Below are 16084 nucleotides of genomic sequence, written 5' to 3'. Positions count from 1 at the left end.
CCTTTGCGGCATGATTCATGAAAATGACCCACGACCCTGGCAGGTCGAGCAATCGGAATACATCCACAACCTACCATGGTTCACCGTTCGGAAAGACGCCATCCGCATGGAAAATGGTGGCACGATCCCTAACTATTTTGTCTTTGAATACCCCAGCTGGATTAATGTCGTTGCGGTAACAACTGATAATCAACTAGTGCTGATTCGGCAGTACCGTCATGCGATTGCGGGGATTCACTACGAACTCTGCGCGGGCGTGGTCGACCCGAATGAAGAACCGCTGGTAGCCGCCCAGCGCGAATTACTGGAAGAAACGGGTTTTGGGGGCGGTCAGTGGGAGTTGCTCATGACACTTTCGGCCAATCCGGGCACACATTCTAACGTAACCTACGCTTATCTGGCCACGGGTGTCGAGCTGAAACAGGCGCAACACCTCGAATCGACGGAAGAGATCACGGTGCACATCGTTTCCCATGAGCGGGCGCGGGAAATCATCAATACGGGCGAAATGATGCAATCGCTGCACCTGGCTCCGTTGTTGAAATACCTCCTTAACCGCATGGGCGGCCCCGCGGGTTTTTCTGATTTATCTGAACAGGCTTGATTTTTATAATGTGAGTAGGTGATGATTCATAGCATTGTAGCGGCTAGTATCTTTGCACGCTGTTATACCGCTCACTCATTCATTTTGTACAAAATCAGGGAAATCAAAAAAATCCCACAAATCCCGGTTCAGAAGTGATTATCCCCCTAGCCCAACGCGCTGACCAAACGCAGGAGTATTATTTTTCCGTTAAGCTGGCCGAAGTACGTCGTCTACAGGCGGCTGGTCATGATGTGATCAATTTAGGCATCGGCAACCCCGACCTGATGCCGTCAGAAAACACAATTGAAGCCCTCATCAAGTCGGTGCAGCAGCCGACCTCGCACGGCTATCAACCGTATAAAGGCACGCCGGGTTTACGCCAGGGCATCGCCAATTTCTACCAGCATACCTACGGCGTTACCCTTGATGCAGATACCGAAATTCTGCCGCTGATCGGCTCCAAAGAAGGTATTACCCACATTTCATTAACCTTTCTGAATGAAGGCGACGGCGTACTGGTCCCCGAACTGGGCTACCCGGCCTATCGGGCGGTGAGCGCCATGGTGGGCGCCAACGTCCGCGAATACCCGCTGCTCGAACATGGCGGCTGGCAACCCGACTGGGATGTGCTGACCGAGCTGGTAGCGGACAACACATCCGCCAATCCAACGAAAATCCTTTGGATGAACTACCCGCACATGCCAACTGGCGCACCAGCCACCCGTTCTCTGTTTGAGCGGGCGGTCCGCTTTGCCCACGACCATAAAATCCTGCTCGGCCACGACAACCCATATAGCCTGATCCTCAACAAGAAAGCACCCATCAGCCTGCTCTCTATTGATGGTGCCAAAGAGGTAGCCATTGAGTTGAACTCCTTGAGTAAGTCGCATAACATGGCGGGCTGGCGCATTGGCTGGATGGCGGGTGCTAAAGCTTACGTGGATGCTGTGCTGGCCATAAAAAGCAATGTCGATTCAGGGCAGTTCAAGCCCCTGATGGACGCGGCTGCCGAAGCGCTCACCAACTCCGACGAATGGCATCGGGAACGCAACGCCGTGTATCAGGGTCGGCTGGATGCTATTCATGCCTTTCTGGATGCGCTGGGCTGTACGTATTCGACCGATCAGGAGGGACTGTTCATCTGGGCCAAACTCCCCGACTCGGTAGCATCGGCCGAAGATCTGGTAAACGATTTGCTTATATCGAAACACGTGTTCATTGCCCCCGGCTTCATCTTCGGGCCCAAAGGAAACCGGTACGTGCGGGTGTCATTGTGTATGCCGAAGGAGCGTATCCGAACCGCGATTGAACGGATTATTGGATAAAACAGATTTTGAACTATCCGTTCAGGATGCCTTTCAGGTTGGATACAGTCTCTATTTCAGCAGGTTGTTTTTAAATAGATTATTGGTAATTATGCGTTTTGCTTAACTACCGTAATTATGCAACAAGATTATAAGTATGGCGACCTGACTCACCGTATAATTGGTTGCTCAATGGAAGTTCACCGCGTGTTAGGAAATGGTTTTCAAGAGGTTATTTACCAGCGAGCCTTAGCGTATGAACTAGAGCAACAGACTATTGGGTTTGCACGAGAAGTAGACATGCCCATTTTTTACAAAAGTATGCTGATGGGCACACGTCGTGCAGATTTCCTGATAGAAGAAAAGGTAATGGTTGAGTTAAAAGCCATCATTAAATTAGAAGAAGTGCATCTGGCACAAGCTATCAACTATCTGGAAGCCTATAATCTCGAAATTGGTTTACTGATTAATTTTGGGGCATCTAGTCTGGAGTTTAAGCGTGTTTTAAACCCTCATTTTCGTCGCTTCCACCGCAAATAGTAATAATGCATTAGGGATGACTAAACAGAAACGGCAAAATCTGTTTCATCCCAAAATCTGTTAAATCCCGGTTCAGATGGTTGTCAGTATAATTGGAATAGGCTTACTCGGGGGTTCTTTTGCCCTGGCCGTGCGTGAAAAATACCCCAAAATGCGGTTCATTGGTGTCGATACATCGCCCGTAAATGGGCAACTGGCCCTAGCGAAAGGTATTGTGGATGACGTTCTGCCCCTATCAGAAGCCATTGCCCAAAGCACATTAGTCGTGCTGGCGACACCCGTCAATGTGATCATCGACATGCTGCCCACCGTCCTCGATCACCTGCCATCGGGAGCCACCGTTCTGGATTTAGGCTCCACCAAAGGACTCATCTGCGAGGTAGCCGATGCGCACCCCAAACGGGCGCAGTTCGTAGCCGCTCACCCGATGGCCGGTACCGAAAACTCCGGGCCGGGGGCCGCATTCAAAGAACTGCTTGTCGGCAAAAACCTCATCATTTGCGACCGTGAGAAGAGCCACCCCGACAGCCTCACCCTGGCCGAAAGCCTGTTTCGGGATATAGGCATGAAGCTGTTCTATATGAGTCCGCAGGAGCACGACCTGCATCTGGCCTACGTGTCGCACCTGAGCCACGTCAGCGCGTTTGCCCTTGGCCTGACGGTACTGGAGAAAGAAAAAGACGAACAGGCTATTTTCGACATGGCCAGTACGGGCTTCAGTTCCACGGTGCGGCTTGCCAAAAGCTCCCCCGCCATGTGGGCACCCATCTTCGACCAGAACCGGCAGAATGTGTCGCAGGCACTGGCCGACTACATCGAGTTTTTGCAGCAGTTCAAGCAGATCATCGACGATCAGGACGTAAAAAACTCCCTCGATTTTATGCAGCGGGCCAACGTGATACGGCGGGTGCTGGATGGGATTGAGAAACGGTAAAGTTTGTATATTTGGTAAACTAATATCATTATGACAAAGGCAGCCATACAGGAATCGCTGGAGAAAATGCCGGATGAATTTCCTATCGAAGCTTTCATCGAACGCTTGTTGTTCATTCAAAATGTTCAGGAGGGATTATTACAATCCGAAAGGGGAGAAACAGTACCGTTGGAAGACGTAAAACAACGGCTGCGTAAATGATTCGGATAAACTTTACAAACCGAGCCATAGAGGACTTAGACGCCATAAACGAGTACCGTTCCACCTATTCGCCTGCCTACGCCGATCATCTGATCGATACACTTATCGCCAAAGTTGAGCAATTAAAAACGTTTCCGGAAATGGGTCGTAAAGTCCCGGAATTTGATCTCTCTTACCTCCGGGAATTGATTCATAGTGAGTATCGCATTGTTTGTAAGATTGTAAATGATGGGCAAATCGATGTCATTACAATACAGCACAGCTCGCGAAATATGTCTGAGCGCTTTTTTGATAGTTGACTCCTTGTGAGGCTGCTGGATGGGGTTGAGAAACGGTAAGACATAAAAACATTACACTGCAACTTATCCAAAAGGTGTTTCTGTTAGTTTATGTATACAATACACAGGACCTGCTATCCTGATCAACAACACGAAACACTCATGCAAGCAACAGACCAACAACCTGCCCTACAGGCCGGTACGATTACCATCGGCGGAGATCTGACCGTCAACAGAATGGCCTATGGGGCCATGCGTATCACGGGCGATGGCATTTGGGGACCCCCCAAAGACCATGATGAAGCCATTCGGGTCCTGAAACGTACTCTCGAACTGGGTATTAATTTTATTGACACCGCCGACAGTTATGGCCCTTATGTGTCGGAAGAACTCATTGCCGAAGCCCTTCACCCCTACCCCGATGGGCTGGTCATCGGCACAAAAGGCGCTTTACTCCGCACCGGACCGAACCAGTGGCCGGTTGATGGGAGCCGCAAACACCTCGAAGAAGCGCTGAACGGCAGCCTCAAACGTCTGAAACTGGACCGGATCGACCTGTATCAGTTACACCGGTTCGACGATAAAGTGCCATCGGAAGAATTCCTCGGCTTTTTGAAGGAAGCACAGCAACAGGGCAAAATTCGGCACATCGGCCTGTCGGAAGTTGGTATCGAGCAGATTGAAGAAGCCAAACAATACTTCGAGGTTGTATCGGTCCAGAACATGTACAATTTCGGGCAGCAGCGCTGGAATGACGTGCTGAAATACTGCGAGAAAAACAACATTGCGTTTATTCCCTGGTATCCCTTAAACGCGGGTAATGTAGCAGCTGAAAACGCAATTAAGAAAGTAGCAAAACGCCACGAGGCTACCGATTATCAAATTGCGCTGGCTTGGCTGCTGGCCGCGTCGCCGGTTATGTTGCCCATCGCCGGAACGTCGTCGGTAAAACACCTGGAGGAAAACGTGAAAGCAGCTACCATCAAGCTGACGGACGAAGATTTGCAAGATATGCCCTTGCCTGAATAAGGTCGTTGCCGTTCGTTAAAAAATATTGTTTAGAAACTATCTAAACTAAATCGTGCGTTGTATCTTTGTTCATTCATTTACAACAACCGGTGAGTAACGACGTAACGACAACCTTACAGGAAGTATTCCGAACCGACAAAGGAGCTGTTTATCAGTGTGATGCCAGCAATCGGCTCATACTGGAGTTTTGGGATACCCATACCTATCTATCGGCCCGCGATTTTGCGCAGTTTCGGCGCATGGTCGAAACGGTCGATATTCGGCAAATGGCGTTAAGCACAGCTGCCGCCGATGATGTTGAGATTCTGGCACCTCCCCGTTCTGAACGTTGTTACGTGCTAACCCTCTGCGAGGTGGTTCATCTGCGGGAACTGCTCGCGGGTGCCCGAATAATGCTGGACTTGAATACCATGTTGCGCGAATGCGGCTGTTCAATGGGTGCATAATGCTCTATAGACTTTATCGTAGGTTTTCTATAATTGAACCGGCTGTCTAACAACAGTCGGTTTTTTTTCGTTGTTTTGTTACATAAACTTCTCACCGCAAACAGTCACTCGTCATGAAAGACTTGGCACGATTACGCAGTTCCGTAAAGGAAAGCGTTGAGCTGGCACTGAACCAGCAGATACAGATGGAGATGATTTCATCGTCGAAATACCTGGCCATGGCAGGCTGGTGCGACCGCAATGGCCTCGACCATTGCGCGGGCTTCTTCTACAATCAGTCGGAAGAAGAGCGGAAGCACGGCATGAAGCTCTTTCATTACCTCTGCGACCAGGGTGGCACGGCTTTTTCGCCCGAAATACCGGCCGTTAGTCAGGAGTTCGACACCCTTCGTTCGGTTTTTGAGGGCGCTCTGGATCAGGAAATCGCCGTAACGGATTCGATCAACCGAATCATTGGCATTTGCCGCCGGGAAGGCGATTATGCAACCGAAGAGTTGCTGAAATGGTACGTGAAAGAGCAGATGGAAGAAGAATACATTGCCCGTCGCTGCCTCGAACTCATCGACCAGATCCCATCAGATCAGATCTACTACCTCGACAAAAAACTCGCCAGCGTTACCTACGATGGCAACCCCTTCGAGTAAATAAGAGTAAAGTAAACGCGTTGGGGTCTGATGAACGCCATATCTTCAAGATGTGGCGTTCATCAGACCCCAACGCGTTTACTTCAACGTCTGGCTACCATCCGGCTGATACAGATATCGGAATGTGTAATACCGGGCTACATTGGCCGATGTCGGTGTTGCCGGTGCTCCTTGGTAGTAACTGAGTATCTCCATCTTGGCGTACTTACCATCGCCTGTACGGATAATCAGTACTTTCCCGGGTATGGACGAGATGATGTTGGTCGTTGGCTCGTAGTTGTACCAGCCTTTCCCCGAACTTGCCGTAATAGCCAGTTGCGTAGCACTCTGGTCCTGAGCAAACGTAGCCGATGTGGGCACCGTGGCTGTTTCGTCAAATGTCCCCGTATGTATATAAGCGCCACCCTGTCCGCTACGGATCGCGCCACCGTTTACGATAATCATTGTTCCCCGAAAGCCAACATCCCATTTATTCGTTGCAGAATCGGTGTTTGCAATCTGCTTGTTGTCTATAAAACTAAACAGGGTGAACTTGCCCGTTGCCGCAACGGGCTGCTGTCCACTGGTCGATGTCATGCTGGTTGGATCGGCGGCTAAATCCCGAACGGTTGTGGCCGTGAGGGGTTGCACAACGACCGGGTTATCTTCACTATTGCAGGAAATGAAAGCGGTGCTCAGGCAAACCGCCAGTAGTACATGGTAAATACGCATAATTGATTGAGTTGATTGTAAGCAGGTGTTAAGTCAGTACATCACAGTGCAATCCGGCCTTCGTTAGCAGGCGAATGACATCCGTTTCGGTGAGTGATTCGGATTCGACCCGGAGCACGCAGTCTTCCAGGTCGATACTCCAGCGACAGATGGCCCGGAGCTTACACAAGCGGCAGGCCGCCCTATGCACCCGTTCGTCGGTGTTTATGTTGGTTTGAAAAACGAGGACGTTCATATCCTTCCTGCGTTAATTCCGGGCGTTACGCAGTACCTCAAACCAGTGCAGCCGTGCCACCGCCCGGCTCAGCATCTTCCGCAATTCAAGCAGTTCGTGAACCCGGAAACTGAACGTCAGGAAGCGAGATGGTGTGCTTAAGTGGATTCGCTCTTCGTAGGGATGGGCTTCAAAATAGGCCGAAGTATCAATGCTGCGCACGTTCCACTCCAGGGCCAGAAAATCCTCATAGCACAGCCATTGCGTGATGTTGTTAAACTCCAGCGTTATGTTGTACTCGTCCTGACCTGGTAAAGAAATGGGGTCGGTATGGCCGGACATCAGCCGATCATACAGAGTAATGCGCCCGTGGGCGGAATCGGATAAAAGATGGCATCGACAGTTCATACACAATGAGCGTTTAAGGTTTACATTAGTTTTTGGCTGCTTCACTTAATACCTGAATCACGCTTTCCAGGCCCACCGCAGGGTTGTGTACCAAAGCCGCCCGGCCAGATTTGGTATGTAGGCAGGATCGGAATACCCCGTCAGGTTGTCGATACCGGCTTGCAGCGTGATCGTCTTCCAGGTTTTGGCCGCCGACAAATTATAGAGTATGTATCCCCGAACGTACTCGGGATCGGAATCGAGAATCAGATTGCCATCGCGGTCGGCGAATCCATATCGACCCCGATAGATACCGCGAAGTGAAGCCGAAAGTCCCTTTTTAGGGTGTTCGTAAAAAAGTTTGCCGTTCGCCATGTGCCGGGAGCGGTTGAACAGGCCACCATAGTCGGCGGGCTTTACCCGTTCACTTCCCAGCGTTTCGGGGTTACGCCGGTAAACGGTTCCGGCATCGATGCCGTCTACAACCGCTTTGTCTTTGGCAACCAGGTATTGATAACCACCACTGATAGTCAGGTAGCCAGTTCCCAGACTCCACCGCCAGCTGCTCTCCAGCTCGGCACCCTGCGTAAATACCCGGTTCAGGTTGTTGTAGCTGAATATATTCTGCCCATTCGTTTTGCGGGCAATCACTTGTGTTTCGATCAGGTCCCGAACGTCGTTGCGAAACAGATTCACACTCACCATTAGCGGCAACACGGGCGACTTAAGCTGCGCACCCAGATTATACGCCACCGACCGTTCGGCGCGGATGGCCGATAAGCGGGCCGGGTCAAGTACGACTTCGGCAATCTGGCCCTGTTGGGTCAGACGGGCAATACCCGCTGCGGCCTCTTGCGTTCCGAAGACACTGTATCCAGCTACGGCATTGTCGAAGTTGAGGTACAACTGCCGGAAATCGGGTGCCTTGAAGCCAACGCCTACACTGCCGCGCAGCGCTACAGCCGGACTCAGGGCATACCGTGCAGACAACTTGGGGCTGAACTGGCTCGCATACTGGCTGTGCGCGTCGTAACGTCCACCGGCAATAACCGTCCAGCGTAGCGTTGGCATCCATTCGTACTGGGCAAAGCCATAGGTGGTATTGAACTGCTTGCGTTCGGTGTAACGGGTGGCTTCAACCGTTTCGGCGATGAAGCCAGTGCCAGCCGTCAATATATTTTTCGGGTTGATGATCCGTTCGACTACAATTTCCGGACGGTTGAACGTCTGCCGAAAAAAGCTGGCATCGTAAGCTTCCTGCGTGGTCGTATAGCGCAGATTCGTCTCGGTAAAATAACCGGTTCGGTAATAGCGGTAGGTCATTTTCCAGCCCGGTGAAAGCTGATGGGTGAGCACCGGATTCAGGGAATAATCCCGTACCGTTCCAGGGCCGGATACCTGACTGGCCGGATTAATGATGAACTCGTTAGACTGGCTCTCGCTGAAAAAACGCCCCGAAACCGACAGCTTTACCCTCGGCGATAGCGTGTAGGTCAGTCGTCCACTACCAGTATAATTGGTAAACGGGGCTACTGTCTGACTTCCTTCCGTAAGCGAGTACCCCGCCGACTGGTACCGATTGCCAAACACATACACGCCCAGCTTACCGGATTGACCAACCGCCCATTGTTTATTGATGTCGCCGGAGAAATCGCTGGTTTTGTTTGCTCCGTAGCGGGCCGACAAACTGCCTTTTGCCTGCGTAGTTGTTTCGCCGGGCGTTTGGGTGATGATATTCACCACACCCGCCAGCGCTTCGGAGCCATACAAACTTGACGATGGGCCTTTGACTACTTCGATCTGTTTGATATTACCCACTGCCAACCGGGTCAGGTCGAGCGTACCCGCTGTCCGACCCACGATTGGTTCACCATCGACCAGAATCAGAGTATAATCGGGTCCGAAGCCCTGCACCTGAATCCCCTGTCCGTGGTCCGTCACAACGGCCAAACCCGTCTGCTCACGCAGCACATCGTTGAGCCGCAGGCTTCCCATCTGCTGAATTTGCTTCCTACTAATCACCGAGACGGGTAACGGCAAAGCCCCCATTGGCCTTTCTGTACGCGTTGCGGTTACCACGACCTCGTCTATAGACCGCGCTTTCAGCGTATCGGTAGGCACTGGCTGTATAAGCGACAGCGATATAAGTAAACTTAAAGACATAGCAAGGTTGTAAATCCAGATAGGTGCAAAGGCTAACAGCTCCTTTTGTGTTAGTCTACGCCACAAACGTAGAGTCTATTTAGAATCTGTCCAAACAAAATTGAAAATAATTTGTAAAGATTCTAAATAAGAATACCTTTGCCCCATCATTACACTTGTTAACCTTCCTTCTTATGCGCTCTTCGTTTATAATATCCCTATTCTTTATAGTAGCTCACTCCATACAGGCCCAGACTGCTCCAAAAGCGGAAGACATTGCGGCTATCAAGGGCCAGTGTGGTTGTCATGACGTCAGCTTTTTATACGCTGAGACCTTTGCCTCAGACAAAGGCTATGCATTTAAGGACCGGTACACGGCAAAAGGCACCGAGCTGGTTTTCGTCGATGAAGAAGCTGGCCCCGCCAATCGACCAACCAAGCTGGTTATTCAGCATTTGCTGGTGGTAGGCGATTCAATGGTCATTAAGCACTGGCGGGAAGACTGGGAGTTTCAAAACACCAGTCTCCTCAAGTTTGACCAGAGTGCCACCTGGAAACGGGCGAAGCTTACGCCCGAACAGGCTAAAGGCCAATGGACACAGAAGGTCTTTGAAGTCGATGATAGTCCGCGTTATGAAGGATCGGCCACCTGGGTTCATGTCGATGGTCGCACCTATTGGGAAAGTACGGTCGATGCGCCCCTCCCCCGCCGTGAATACACCAAACGGACGGATTACAACGTGATGCGCCGAACCAATCACCACGAAATTCGTCCGGACGGGTACATCCACGAGCAGGATAACGACAAAATTATCCGTTCCGAAGCGGGTGATCAGTTGCTGGCTTCCGAGAAAGGATTGAATACCTACCAGCGCACCGATGCCGCCAAATGTCAGGCCGCAAAAGTATGGTGGGCGAAAAACCGGGCCTACTGGGCCGATGTCCGAAACGTTTGGGGCGAGGTACTGGCTAACCGAAATACTGTAGCCTTGAGAGGGCAGGTTAAAGGCCAGGTATTGGGCCGCGAACTGGACGAACTGGCCGCGACAACCCAAAAAGCAACCTATAACTCAGCCGCCAGTCGGCAGCTTATCCGGCAGACGATTGAGAAATATTTGAAGTAACATCAATGCGTCGATGCGTCGAACCGTTCTGGTTGTTGTAGTCAGGCCAAATAGGGAAGCTACCTGACCTTAACCCAGGTAGCGCTGGCAGTGTGCCATTTATACCCCCATTCTTTTGGTGGGTCAGTAAGCTTTATCTGCAAGCGTAAATGACCTTGTTTAACCCCTCGATGACGATACGTTACTTTAGCTTTGCTGTCGTAAAAGTCACTGCTAAAGACTTGCCCGTTGTTTCCGTTATGCAACTGAAATTCACCGGCTACGCCCGCCGGTTTGGTATACTCAATCCGAATCGAAGCAGTCGAGTCATCCAAAGCCCCCGTTGCTAAGATGGAAATCCGGTCACTTCCACCACCAGTGCTCTCTGCCGTTCCTACATAAAAGGTAGTGTCTCTGGCCACGTTACTTAAGTTCACATCGGCATCAGGGACACGGTTAAAGAGCAGGTAAGCACCAAAGAGGAGCAGCGCTAAGCCAACAAACATGGCTACGGCCAGGAGCAAGCTCACAACCATCTTGATACCTGTCTGAACTGGTGTTTCTTCCGTATCTACTGTTTGCATGCCGAACTATAACTGAACAATTATTAAGCAGGCGTTCTGAATAACAAGCGATTAAAAACTAGTTGAATACCAATAGGGACCAAAAACTTCAGGCCCATTAGGTTACTCCACACTATGCCTATTGAGATATTTTGGGCTCGAAGAATTTCCCCGATTAAGGGCATAAAGGTCCATAAAAGAAGTAAGAGAGGAAAAGCAAACAAGGCGAAAAGCATCCACTGTCGACGTTGCTTTTCCCTCTTTAAATAGCCATTACACAGTAAATTCAGGACGATCTGAATAAGAATGACAAAATACCAGTTTGCCACGTTGTTTTGGTGTTGTGTGAGTGAAGTGATCGAGGAAAAAACGATTTTGATTCACCTCAAATGAGGGTCAGCGCTTTGATACGTTAACCCCACAATTGGTTGGCCGCAGTCAGGATGATCGGTTGCCCATCGGTAACGACGATCGTTTGTTCATGCTGCACCGCAAAACTGTCCCTGGCGATCAACGTCCAGCCATCCCCTTTCTCCTGCGCATACGTGGCTTTGGTGGATAAAAACGTTTCGATCGCCACTACAGAATGCTTTCGGAAACGCGTCTTGTTGGATCGGTCATAATAACACAGAATCTCGTGCGGCTCTTCGTGCAGGCTCCGGCCGATGCCGTGCCCAGCCAGATTCTTGATAACGCGGTAGCCGCTTCGCCGGGCTTCCGTTTCAATCAGGCGGCCAATCTCAGCGAGTTGAACCCCTCCGCGGATGTGGCTAATGGCTTTGGCCAGAATTCGCTTCGAGGTTTCCACCAGGTGACTGTGCTGATGAATGTCCTGCCCTAAAATGAACGACCCACCATTGTCTGACCAGTAGCCATTCAGTTCGGCCGACACATCAATGTTAATTAGATCTCCTTCCCTGAGCAGCCGTTTCGCCGAAGGGATGCCATGACAGACTTCTTCATTTAAACTGATACAGGTCCAGCCCGGAAAGCCGTACGTAAGCTTAGGGGCCGAACGGGCACCGTGTAGTTCCAGCAGTTGTCGCCCGTAATGGTCCAGTTCAAGCGTCGACATACCCGGACGGGCATATTCCTGCATGCGCTTCAGGGTTAAGCCAACAACCTGGCTAATCTGTTGCATACCAATCAAGTCCTCCTCCGATTTCAATGACATAACGTTGTAATTCTGGCTTTTTGTAAGTAATTTTTCTAGTCTGCAACCCACTTACGATCGGGTTCGAAGCCCGGTAAAGTAACCACGGTAACCTGTGCTTTACAAACAGACTTACCTGGCGCCGAGTCATCTGTCAGGGCACATGCAGATGCAGTTCGTTGCTACTCACTGTGCCCGACTCCTTTACCCGAAAGCCCCCAACCAGACAACTGCCCCCCTGTAAAGTCAGCGGAGATAACTCCAGAAGAATCTTATAATCTCCCGGCTGCGCATAGAGGAAGCTGGCATTGTAAAAATCCTGATAGTGCTCCTGTGCTTTAACCATAGTAAACAAGACGGTTTCTTTGTTTAAACCGGTCACTTGCCGGAAGTGCTGAACATCCGTCTCGCTGATGCGCTTTGCATACTGCTCCGTATTATACTGGTGATTGTACCACAATGAATCATCACGAATGAACTGCCGGTAAATCCCCGATTTTGAGTTATAATCCTCCTGGCCAAAGAAATCAATGATTACGCCACTTGCACTGAATACGCTGTCTTTCAATGCATTCTCTCTCTTTATTTCTTCGTAAAAAGGGTGTAAAATCTCTGTATATTGGTTAGTCAGCCTATTCAGTTTGTAGTACTTCACATAATTCATTAAGTCGCCCAGCGGAGTAAACAGAGCCACATCCTGATTCGTCTGGTTTTTAACATCCAGCAAAAGCCCCACGTCCTGACCCGCTGTGGCCGACGCTCGTTGGTTAATCAGAGTCAACTGTACAGAAATACCTTTTTGAGCGTAAGCCGTGGCACTTACTAAAAGCATAAACAGAAACCATCCTGAGCGGAACGATTTGCAAATTAGTCGGACAGATTCCATCGACACTCTGGTTACCTCTTCCTGAACAAATTAACAAAACTAAATCTATACACTTTAGTTCTTTATCGAAACCGGTTTACCGGCATCTACTACTTACTCAACAGATACGAATGAAAGCAGCCGTATTTCACAAAATTGGCGACATTCAGGTCGACACCGTCGATGATCCGCGCATTGAACAGTCGCGGGATGCCATCATCCGGGTTACGTCGACGGCCATCTGCGGGTCCGACCTGCACATATACGACGGGTTTATTCCCCAACTCAAAAATGAAGTCCTCGGCCACGAATTCATGGGCATCGTGGAAGACGTGGGCTCGGAGGTAACGAACCTCAAAAAAGGCGACCGGGTCGTGGTGCCGTTTACGGTTGCCTGTGGCAAATGCTATTTCTGTCAGAAGAACCTGCAAATGCACTGCGAAAACTCAAACCCCGAGCATTACGGTCCCGATGGGGGGCTCCTTACCGAAAAAGGGGGCGGATTATTCGGGTACACCGATCTCTATGGCGGCTACAACGGCGGTCAGGCCGAATACGTCCGGGTGCCTTATGCCGACTATGGTCTGCACACGGTCCCCGAATCGCTCAAAGATGAGCAGGTTCTGTTCCTGACCGACATTTTCCCGACCGGCTGGAGTTCCATTGAGTGGGGTGAGCTGAAGGGTGGTGAAACGGTCGCTATTTTCGGATCGGGGCCGGTGGGGCTCATGGCCCAAAAGTCGGCATGGATACAGGGTGCCGCCCGCGTCATTGCCATCGACCCGGTAAATTATCGGCTGGAAAAAGCCCGGCGCGTCAATAACGTAGAAACGCTCAACCCCGATGAGGTCGACGTTATTGAAGCCATTCGCCAGATGACCAACGGGCGCGGTGCCGACCTTTGTGTGGATGCCGTCGGGATGGAAGCCGACCGGTCGCTGCTGGAAAAAGCCAAAGCCGTTATCAACTTCGAGAAAGGAACGCCCAAAGTACTGGAACTGTGTTTTCAGGCCGTTCGGCGGGGTGGTATCGTATCGGTAGTTGGGGTGTATGGCACGCCTTTCGACAATATTTCCATTGGCCGCATGTTCGACAAAGGTATTACAGTTCGCTTCGGGCAGTCGTTCGTTCACAAGAACATGAGCCACCTGCTGGATCTGGTTGTGCAGGGCAAAGTCGTCCTTGACGACATCATCTCGCATACGCTCCCGCTGGCCGATGCCTCAAAAGCCTACGATATGTTTAAGAAGAAACAGGACGATTGCACCAAAGTTGTGTTGAAGCCTTGACAGGTACGTTTCGTATTGATGCATCACCTAACTCAACAAAACAATGGAACAGCCAATTTCGCGTAAACAACACGGTATTGCCGACTATGGATATATCCCGCTGGTCGCTGCGGCACCTTCACTAGTTGGTTTTGAAAACGAACCAACGGCTACCCGGCTAGCCCGAATCATCAGCGGTGGCGTCTTAGCCAGTAGTCTGTTAACCCGCTACGAATGGGGATTGTGGAAGGTAATACCTTTCAAAGCCCACCTAGCGGCCGATGCCGCCGTGAGTGCTTTTTCACTGGCGGCTCCCTGGCTCCTCGGTTTTTCGAAGAACAAACGCGCCCGCAATACCTTCCTCGCTATCGGTGTATTTGGTACGGTAGTAGGCTTACTCTCAAAACCGGAGGAAATGTAGTGACTTTACGTAGCACGGCTGGAAAGCCGTGTAGCCGACAGGCTGAATTTTAAGTTACGACTTAGCCTATCGGCTACACGGCTTTCCAGCCGCGTTACCTGACGAACCAACAAACCCCAATAACTCAACGATGGAAAATACAACCGGAAAAACAGTCCTGATCACAGGAGCCACCAGCGGCATTGGCCGCGAACTCACCAATCTTTTCGCCAAAGACGGCTACAACCTGGTTCTGGTAGCCCGTTCGGGCGATAGCCTCCGCCTGATTGCGGATGAATACGAACAGCAGTTCGGCATTAAGGCCACAACCATCACCCAGGATTTGGCCGACCCCAAAGCCGCCGACGCTATTTATGAGCAAACCCAGCAGCAGGGCATCACGGTCGACATCCTCGTCAACGATGCAGGTATGGGCGAATACGGCAAATTCGCTACCGAAACGAACCTGCAAAAAGAACTGGACATTGTACAGATCAATGCCGTCTCGCTGATGCACCTGACCAAGTTGTATCTTAAAGATATGGTAGGCCGCAACGAGGGCAAAATCCTGATGCTTGGCTCGGAAGTATCCGTCAGTCCAAATCCGATGATGGCGGTTTACGGAGCTACAAAGGCGTTTATCAAGTCTTTTTCGGAAGCCATTCGCAACGAACTGATCGACACGAACATCACCGTTACGGTATTGATGCCGGGCGCGACCAACACCGACTTTTTCAATAAAGCCGGTGCTGCCCACGTCAGAGGGGCCGACCCATCTAAAACTGCCAACCCCGCCGATGTAGCTAAAGAAGGCTACGATGCACTCATGAAGGGTAAAGATCATGTGGTGGCAGGCTGGAAGAATAAAGCCAAAGTAGCGATGGCTCATGTGCTACCAGACCCATTCGTAGCCGCCAATGCCCGCAAAGACATGATGCCCAAAGATGAGTCGGACGACGAGAAAAGTCAGCTGACCAGCCTGGCTCTGGGCATTGGGGTAGCCGCCGGTGTTATAGCAGGGCTATACCTGGCTTACCGCCGGAGCACGCCCGTTGAACAGGCCGTATACCGCTACAAAGCAGGGAAGGCCCTTAATTCGGCTAAAAACTCATCGAAGTACGTTGGCAATTCGATAAAGGAGTCAGCTCGCAAAGCCCAGGAAACACTGGAAGATGTACTGGCTTAAGTGATAGACTGGTAAAGTGGTAAAAGCGGTGAAGTAGTAAGGTGTCAACTTACTACTTCACCGCTTTTACTTTATCTTCGTGTTGACTTACAAACGGTGCTGTTGGTTCGGTGCCGTGAATACAACGTTA

The 16084-nt window shown here is 50.7% G+C and carries 20 protein-coding genes; 13 read left to right on the top strand and 7 right to left on the bottom strand.

Going from position 1 to position 16084, the window contains the following annotated elements; all coding sequences use genetic code 11:
* Positions 1 to 10: 10 nt before the first annotated feature.
* From CRO74_RS18325 to CRO74_RS18290, 9 genes are all read left to right on the top strand, one after another.
* A complete protein-coding gene (locus CRO74_RS18325) occupies positions 11 to 604 on the top strand; it encodes an NUDIX hydrolase (RefSeq protein WP_097127702.1) in 594 nt (197 codons plus the stop codon).
* 134 nt (positions 605 to 738) lie between these two features.
* Positions 739 to 1911 (top strand): pyridoxal phosphate-dependent aminotransferase, encoded by a 1173-nt coding sequence (locus tag CRO74_RS18320; protein ID WP_097127701.1) that lies wholly within the window; start codon positions 739 to 741, stop codon positions 1909 to 1911.
* 117 nt (positions 1912 to 2028) lie between these two features.
* Positions 2029 to 2430, top strand: coding sequence for a GxxExxY protein (locus tag CRO74_RS18315; protein ID WP_097127699.1), 402 nt, complete (start codon positions 2029 to 2031; stop codon positions 2428 to 2430).
* A gap of 76 nt (positions 2431 to 2506) precedes the next feature.
* Positions 2507 to 3364 (top strand): prephenate dehydrogenase, encoded by an 858-nt coding sequence (locus tag CRO74_RS18310; protein ID WP_097127698.1) that lies wholly within the window; start codon positions 2507 to 2509, stop codon positions 3362 to 3364.
* A gap of 30 nt (positions 3365 to 3394) precedes the next feature.
* Positions 3395 to 3565, top strand: coding sequence for a hypothetical protein (locus CRO74_RS31660; RefSeq protein ID WP_179830242.1), 171 nt, complete (start codon positions 3395 to 3397; stop codon positions 3563 to 3565).
* A complete protein-coding gene (locus CRO74_RS32415) occupies positions 3562 to 3864 on the top strand; it encodes a type II toxin-antitoxin system RelE/ParE family toxin (protein WP_097127696.1) in 303 nt (100 codons plus the stop codon). Before CRO74_RS31660 ends, CRO74_RS32415 begins: the two co-directional genes overlap by 4 nt.
* A gap of 141 nt (positions 3865 to 4005) precedes the next feature.
* On the top strand, positions 4006 to 4872 hold the full coding sequence (locus tag CRO74_RS18300) for an aldo/keto reductase (RefSeq protein ID WP_097127695.1): 867 nt from the start codon (positions 4006 to 4008) through the stop codon (positions 4870 to 4872).
* A gap of 89 nt (positions 4873 to 4961) precedes the next feature.
* A complete protein-coding gene (locus CRO74_RS18295; protein WP_097128665.1) occupies positions 4962 to 5318 on the top strand; it encodes a hypothetical protein in 357 nt (118 codons plus the stop codon).
* Positions 5319 to 5431: 113 nt separating this feature from the next.
* Positions 5432 to 5962, top strand: a complete 531-nt coding sequence (locus CRO74_RS18290; protein WP_097127693.1) for a ferritin — start codon at positions 5432 to 5434, stop codon at positions 5960 to 5962.
* Positions 5963 to 6040: 78 nt separating this feature from the next.
* Here CRO74_RS18290 and CRO74_RS18285 read toward each other — a convergent pair whose 3' ends face one another.
* The 4 genes from CRO74_RS18285 to CRO74_RS18270 are packed head-to-tail and all read right to left on the bottom strand — an operon-like array spanning position 6041 to position 9437.
* Positions 6041 to 6673, bottom strand: a complete 633-nt coding sequence (locus tag CRO74_RS18285) for an HmuY family protein (RefSeq protein WP_097127691.1) — start codon at positions 6671 to 6673, stop codon at positions 6041 to 6043.
* 28 nt (positions 6674 to 6701) lie between these two features.
* Positions 6702 to 6908: a hypothetical protein gene (locus tag CRO74_RS18280; RefSeq protein ID WP_097127689.1), complete on the bottom strand. Its 207-nt coding sequence runs from the start codon at positions 6906 to 6908 to the stop codon at positions 6702 to 6704.
* A gap of 12 nt (positions 6909 to 6920) precedes the next feature.
* Positions 6921 to 7295 (bottom strand): hypothetical protein, encoded by a 375-nt coding sequence (locus tag CRO74_RS18275; protein WP_097127687.1) that lies wholly within the window; start codon positions 7293 to 7295, stop codon positions 6921 to 6923.
* Positions 7296 to 7352: 57 nt separating this feature from the next.
* A complete protein-coding gene (locus CRO74_RS18270) occupies positions 7353 to 9437 on the bottom strand; it encodes a TonB-dependent receptor plug domain-containing protein (RefSeq protein ID WP_097127685.1) in 2085 nt (694 codons plus the stop codon).
* A 173-nt stretch (positions 9438 to 9610) separates the two neighbouring features.
* Between CRO74_RS18270 and CRO74_RS18265 the strand changes: the two genes are divergently transcribed.
* Positions 9611 to 10540: a DUF6607 family protein gene (locus tag CRO74_RS18265; protein ID WP_097127683.1), complete on the top strand. Its 930-nt coding sequence runs from the start codon at positions 9611 to 9613 to the stop codon at positions 10538 to 10540.
* A 59-nt stretch (positions 10541 to 10599) separates the two neighbouring features.
* Here CRO74_RS18265 and CRO74_RS18260 read toward each other — a convergent pair whose 3' ends face one another.
* The 3 genes from CRO74_RS18260 to CRO74_RS18245 all read right to left on the bottom strand — a co-directional run bounded on the left by CRO74_RS18260 (position 10600) and on the right by CRO74_RS18245 (position 13067).
* Entirely contained in the window at positions 10600 to 11103 is a 504-nt protein-coding gene (locus CRO74_RS18260) for a hypothetical protein (protein ID WP_097127682.1), read from the bottom strand.
* 391 nt (positions 11104 to 11494) lie between these two features.
* Positions 11495 to 12256 (bottom strand): type I methionyl aminopeptidase, encoded by a 762-nt coding sequence (map, locus tag CRO74_RS18250; RefSeq protein WP_097127679.1) that lies wholly within the window; start codon positions 12254 to 12256, stop codon positions 11495 to 11497.
* Between the two features lie 133 nt (positions 12257 to 12389).
* Positions 12390 to 13067, bottom strand: a complete 678-nt coding sequence (locus CRO74_RS18245; RefSeq protein WP_097127677.1) for a hypothetical protein — start codon at positions 13065 to 13067, stop codon at positions 12390 to 12392.
* 164 nt (positions 13068 to 13231) lie between these two features.
* Between CRO74_RS18245 and CRO74_RS18240 the strand changes: the two genes are divergently transcribed.
* The 3 genes from CRO74_RS18240 (at position 13232) to CRO74_RS18230 (ending at position 15954) form a co-directional block, all read left to right on the top strand.
* Positions 13232 to 14389 (top strand): zinc-dependent alcohol dehydrogenase, encoded by a 1158-nt coding sequence (locus tag CRO74_RS18240; protein ID WP_097127676.1) that lies wholly within the window; start codon positions 13232 to 13234, stop codon positions 14387 to 14389.
* A 43-nt stretch (positions 14390 to 14432) separates the two neighbouring features.
* The gene (locus tag CRO74_RS18235) at positions 14433 to 14789 is read left to right on the top strand and encodes an SPW repeat domain-containing protein (protein WP_097127674.1); all 357 of its coding nucleotides are present in this window, start codon (positions 14433 to 14435) and stop codon (positions 14787 to 14789) included.
* Positions 14790 to 14919: 130 nt separating this feature from the next.
* Positions 14920 to 15954: an SDR family NAD(P)-dependent oxidoreductase gene (locus CRO74_RS18230; protein ID WP_097127672.1), complete on the top strand. Its 1035-nt coding sequence runs from the start codon at positions 14920 to 14922 to the stop codon at positions 15952 to 15954.
* Positions 15955 to 16084: the final 130 nt, after the last annotated feature.

Origin of the sequence: Spirosoma fluviale (assembly GCF_900230225.1) — a bacterium.
In the GTDB taxonomy this organism is placed as follows: Bacteria; Bacteroidota; Bacteroidia; order Cytophagales; family Spirosomataceae; genus Spirosoma; species Spirosoma fluviale.
The sequence above is the reverse complement of the archived record's forward strand: the minus strand, read 5'-3'. Positions and strand labels throughout refer to the sequence as shown.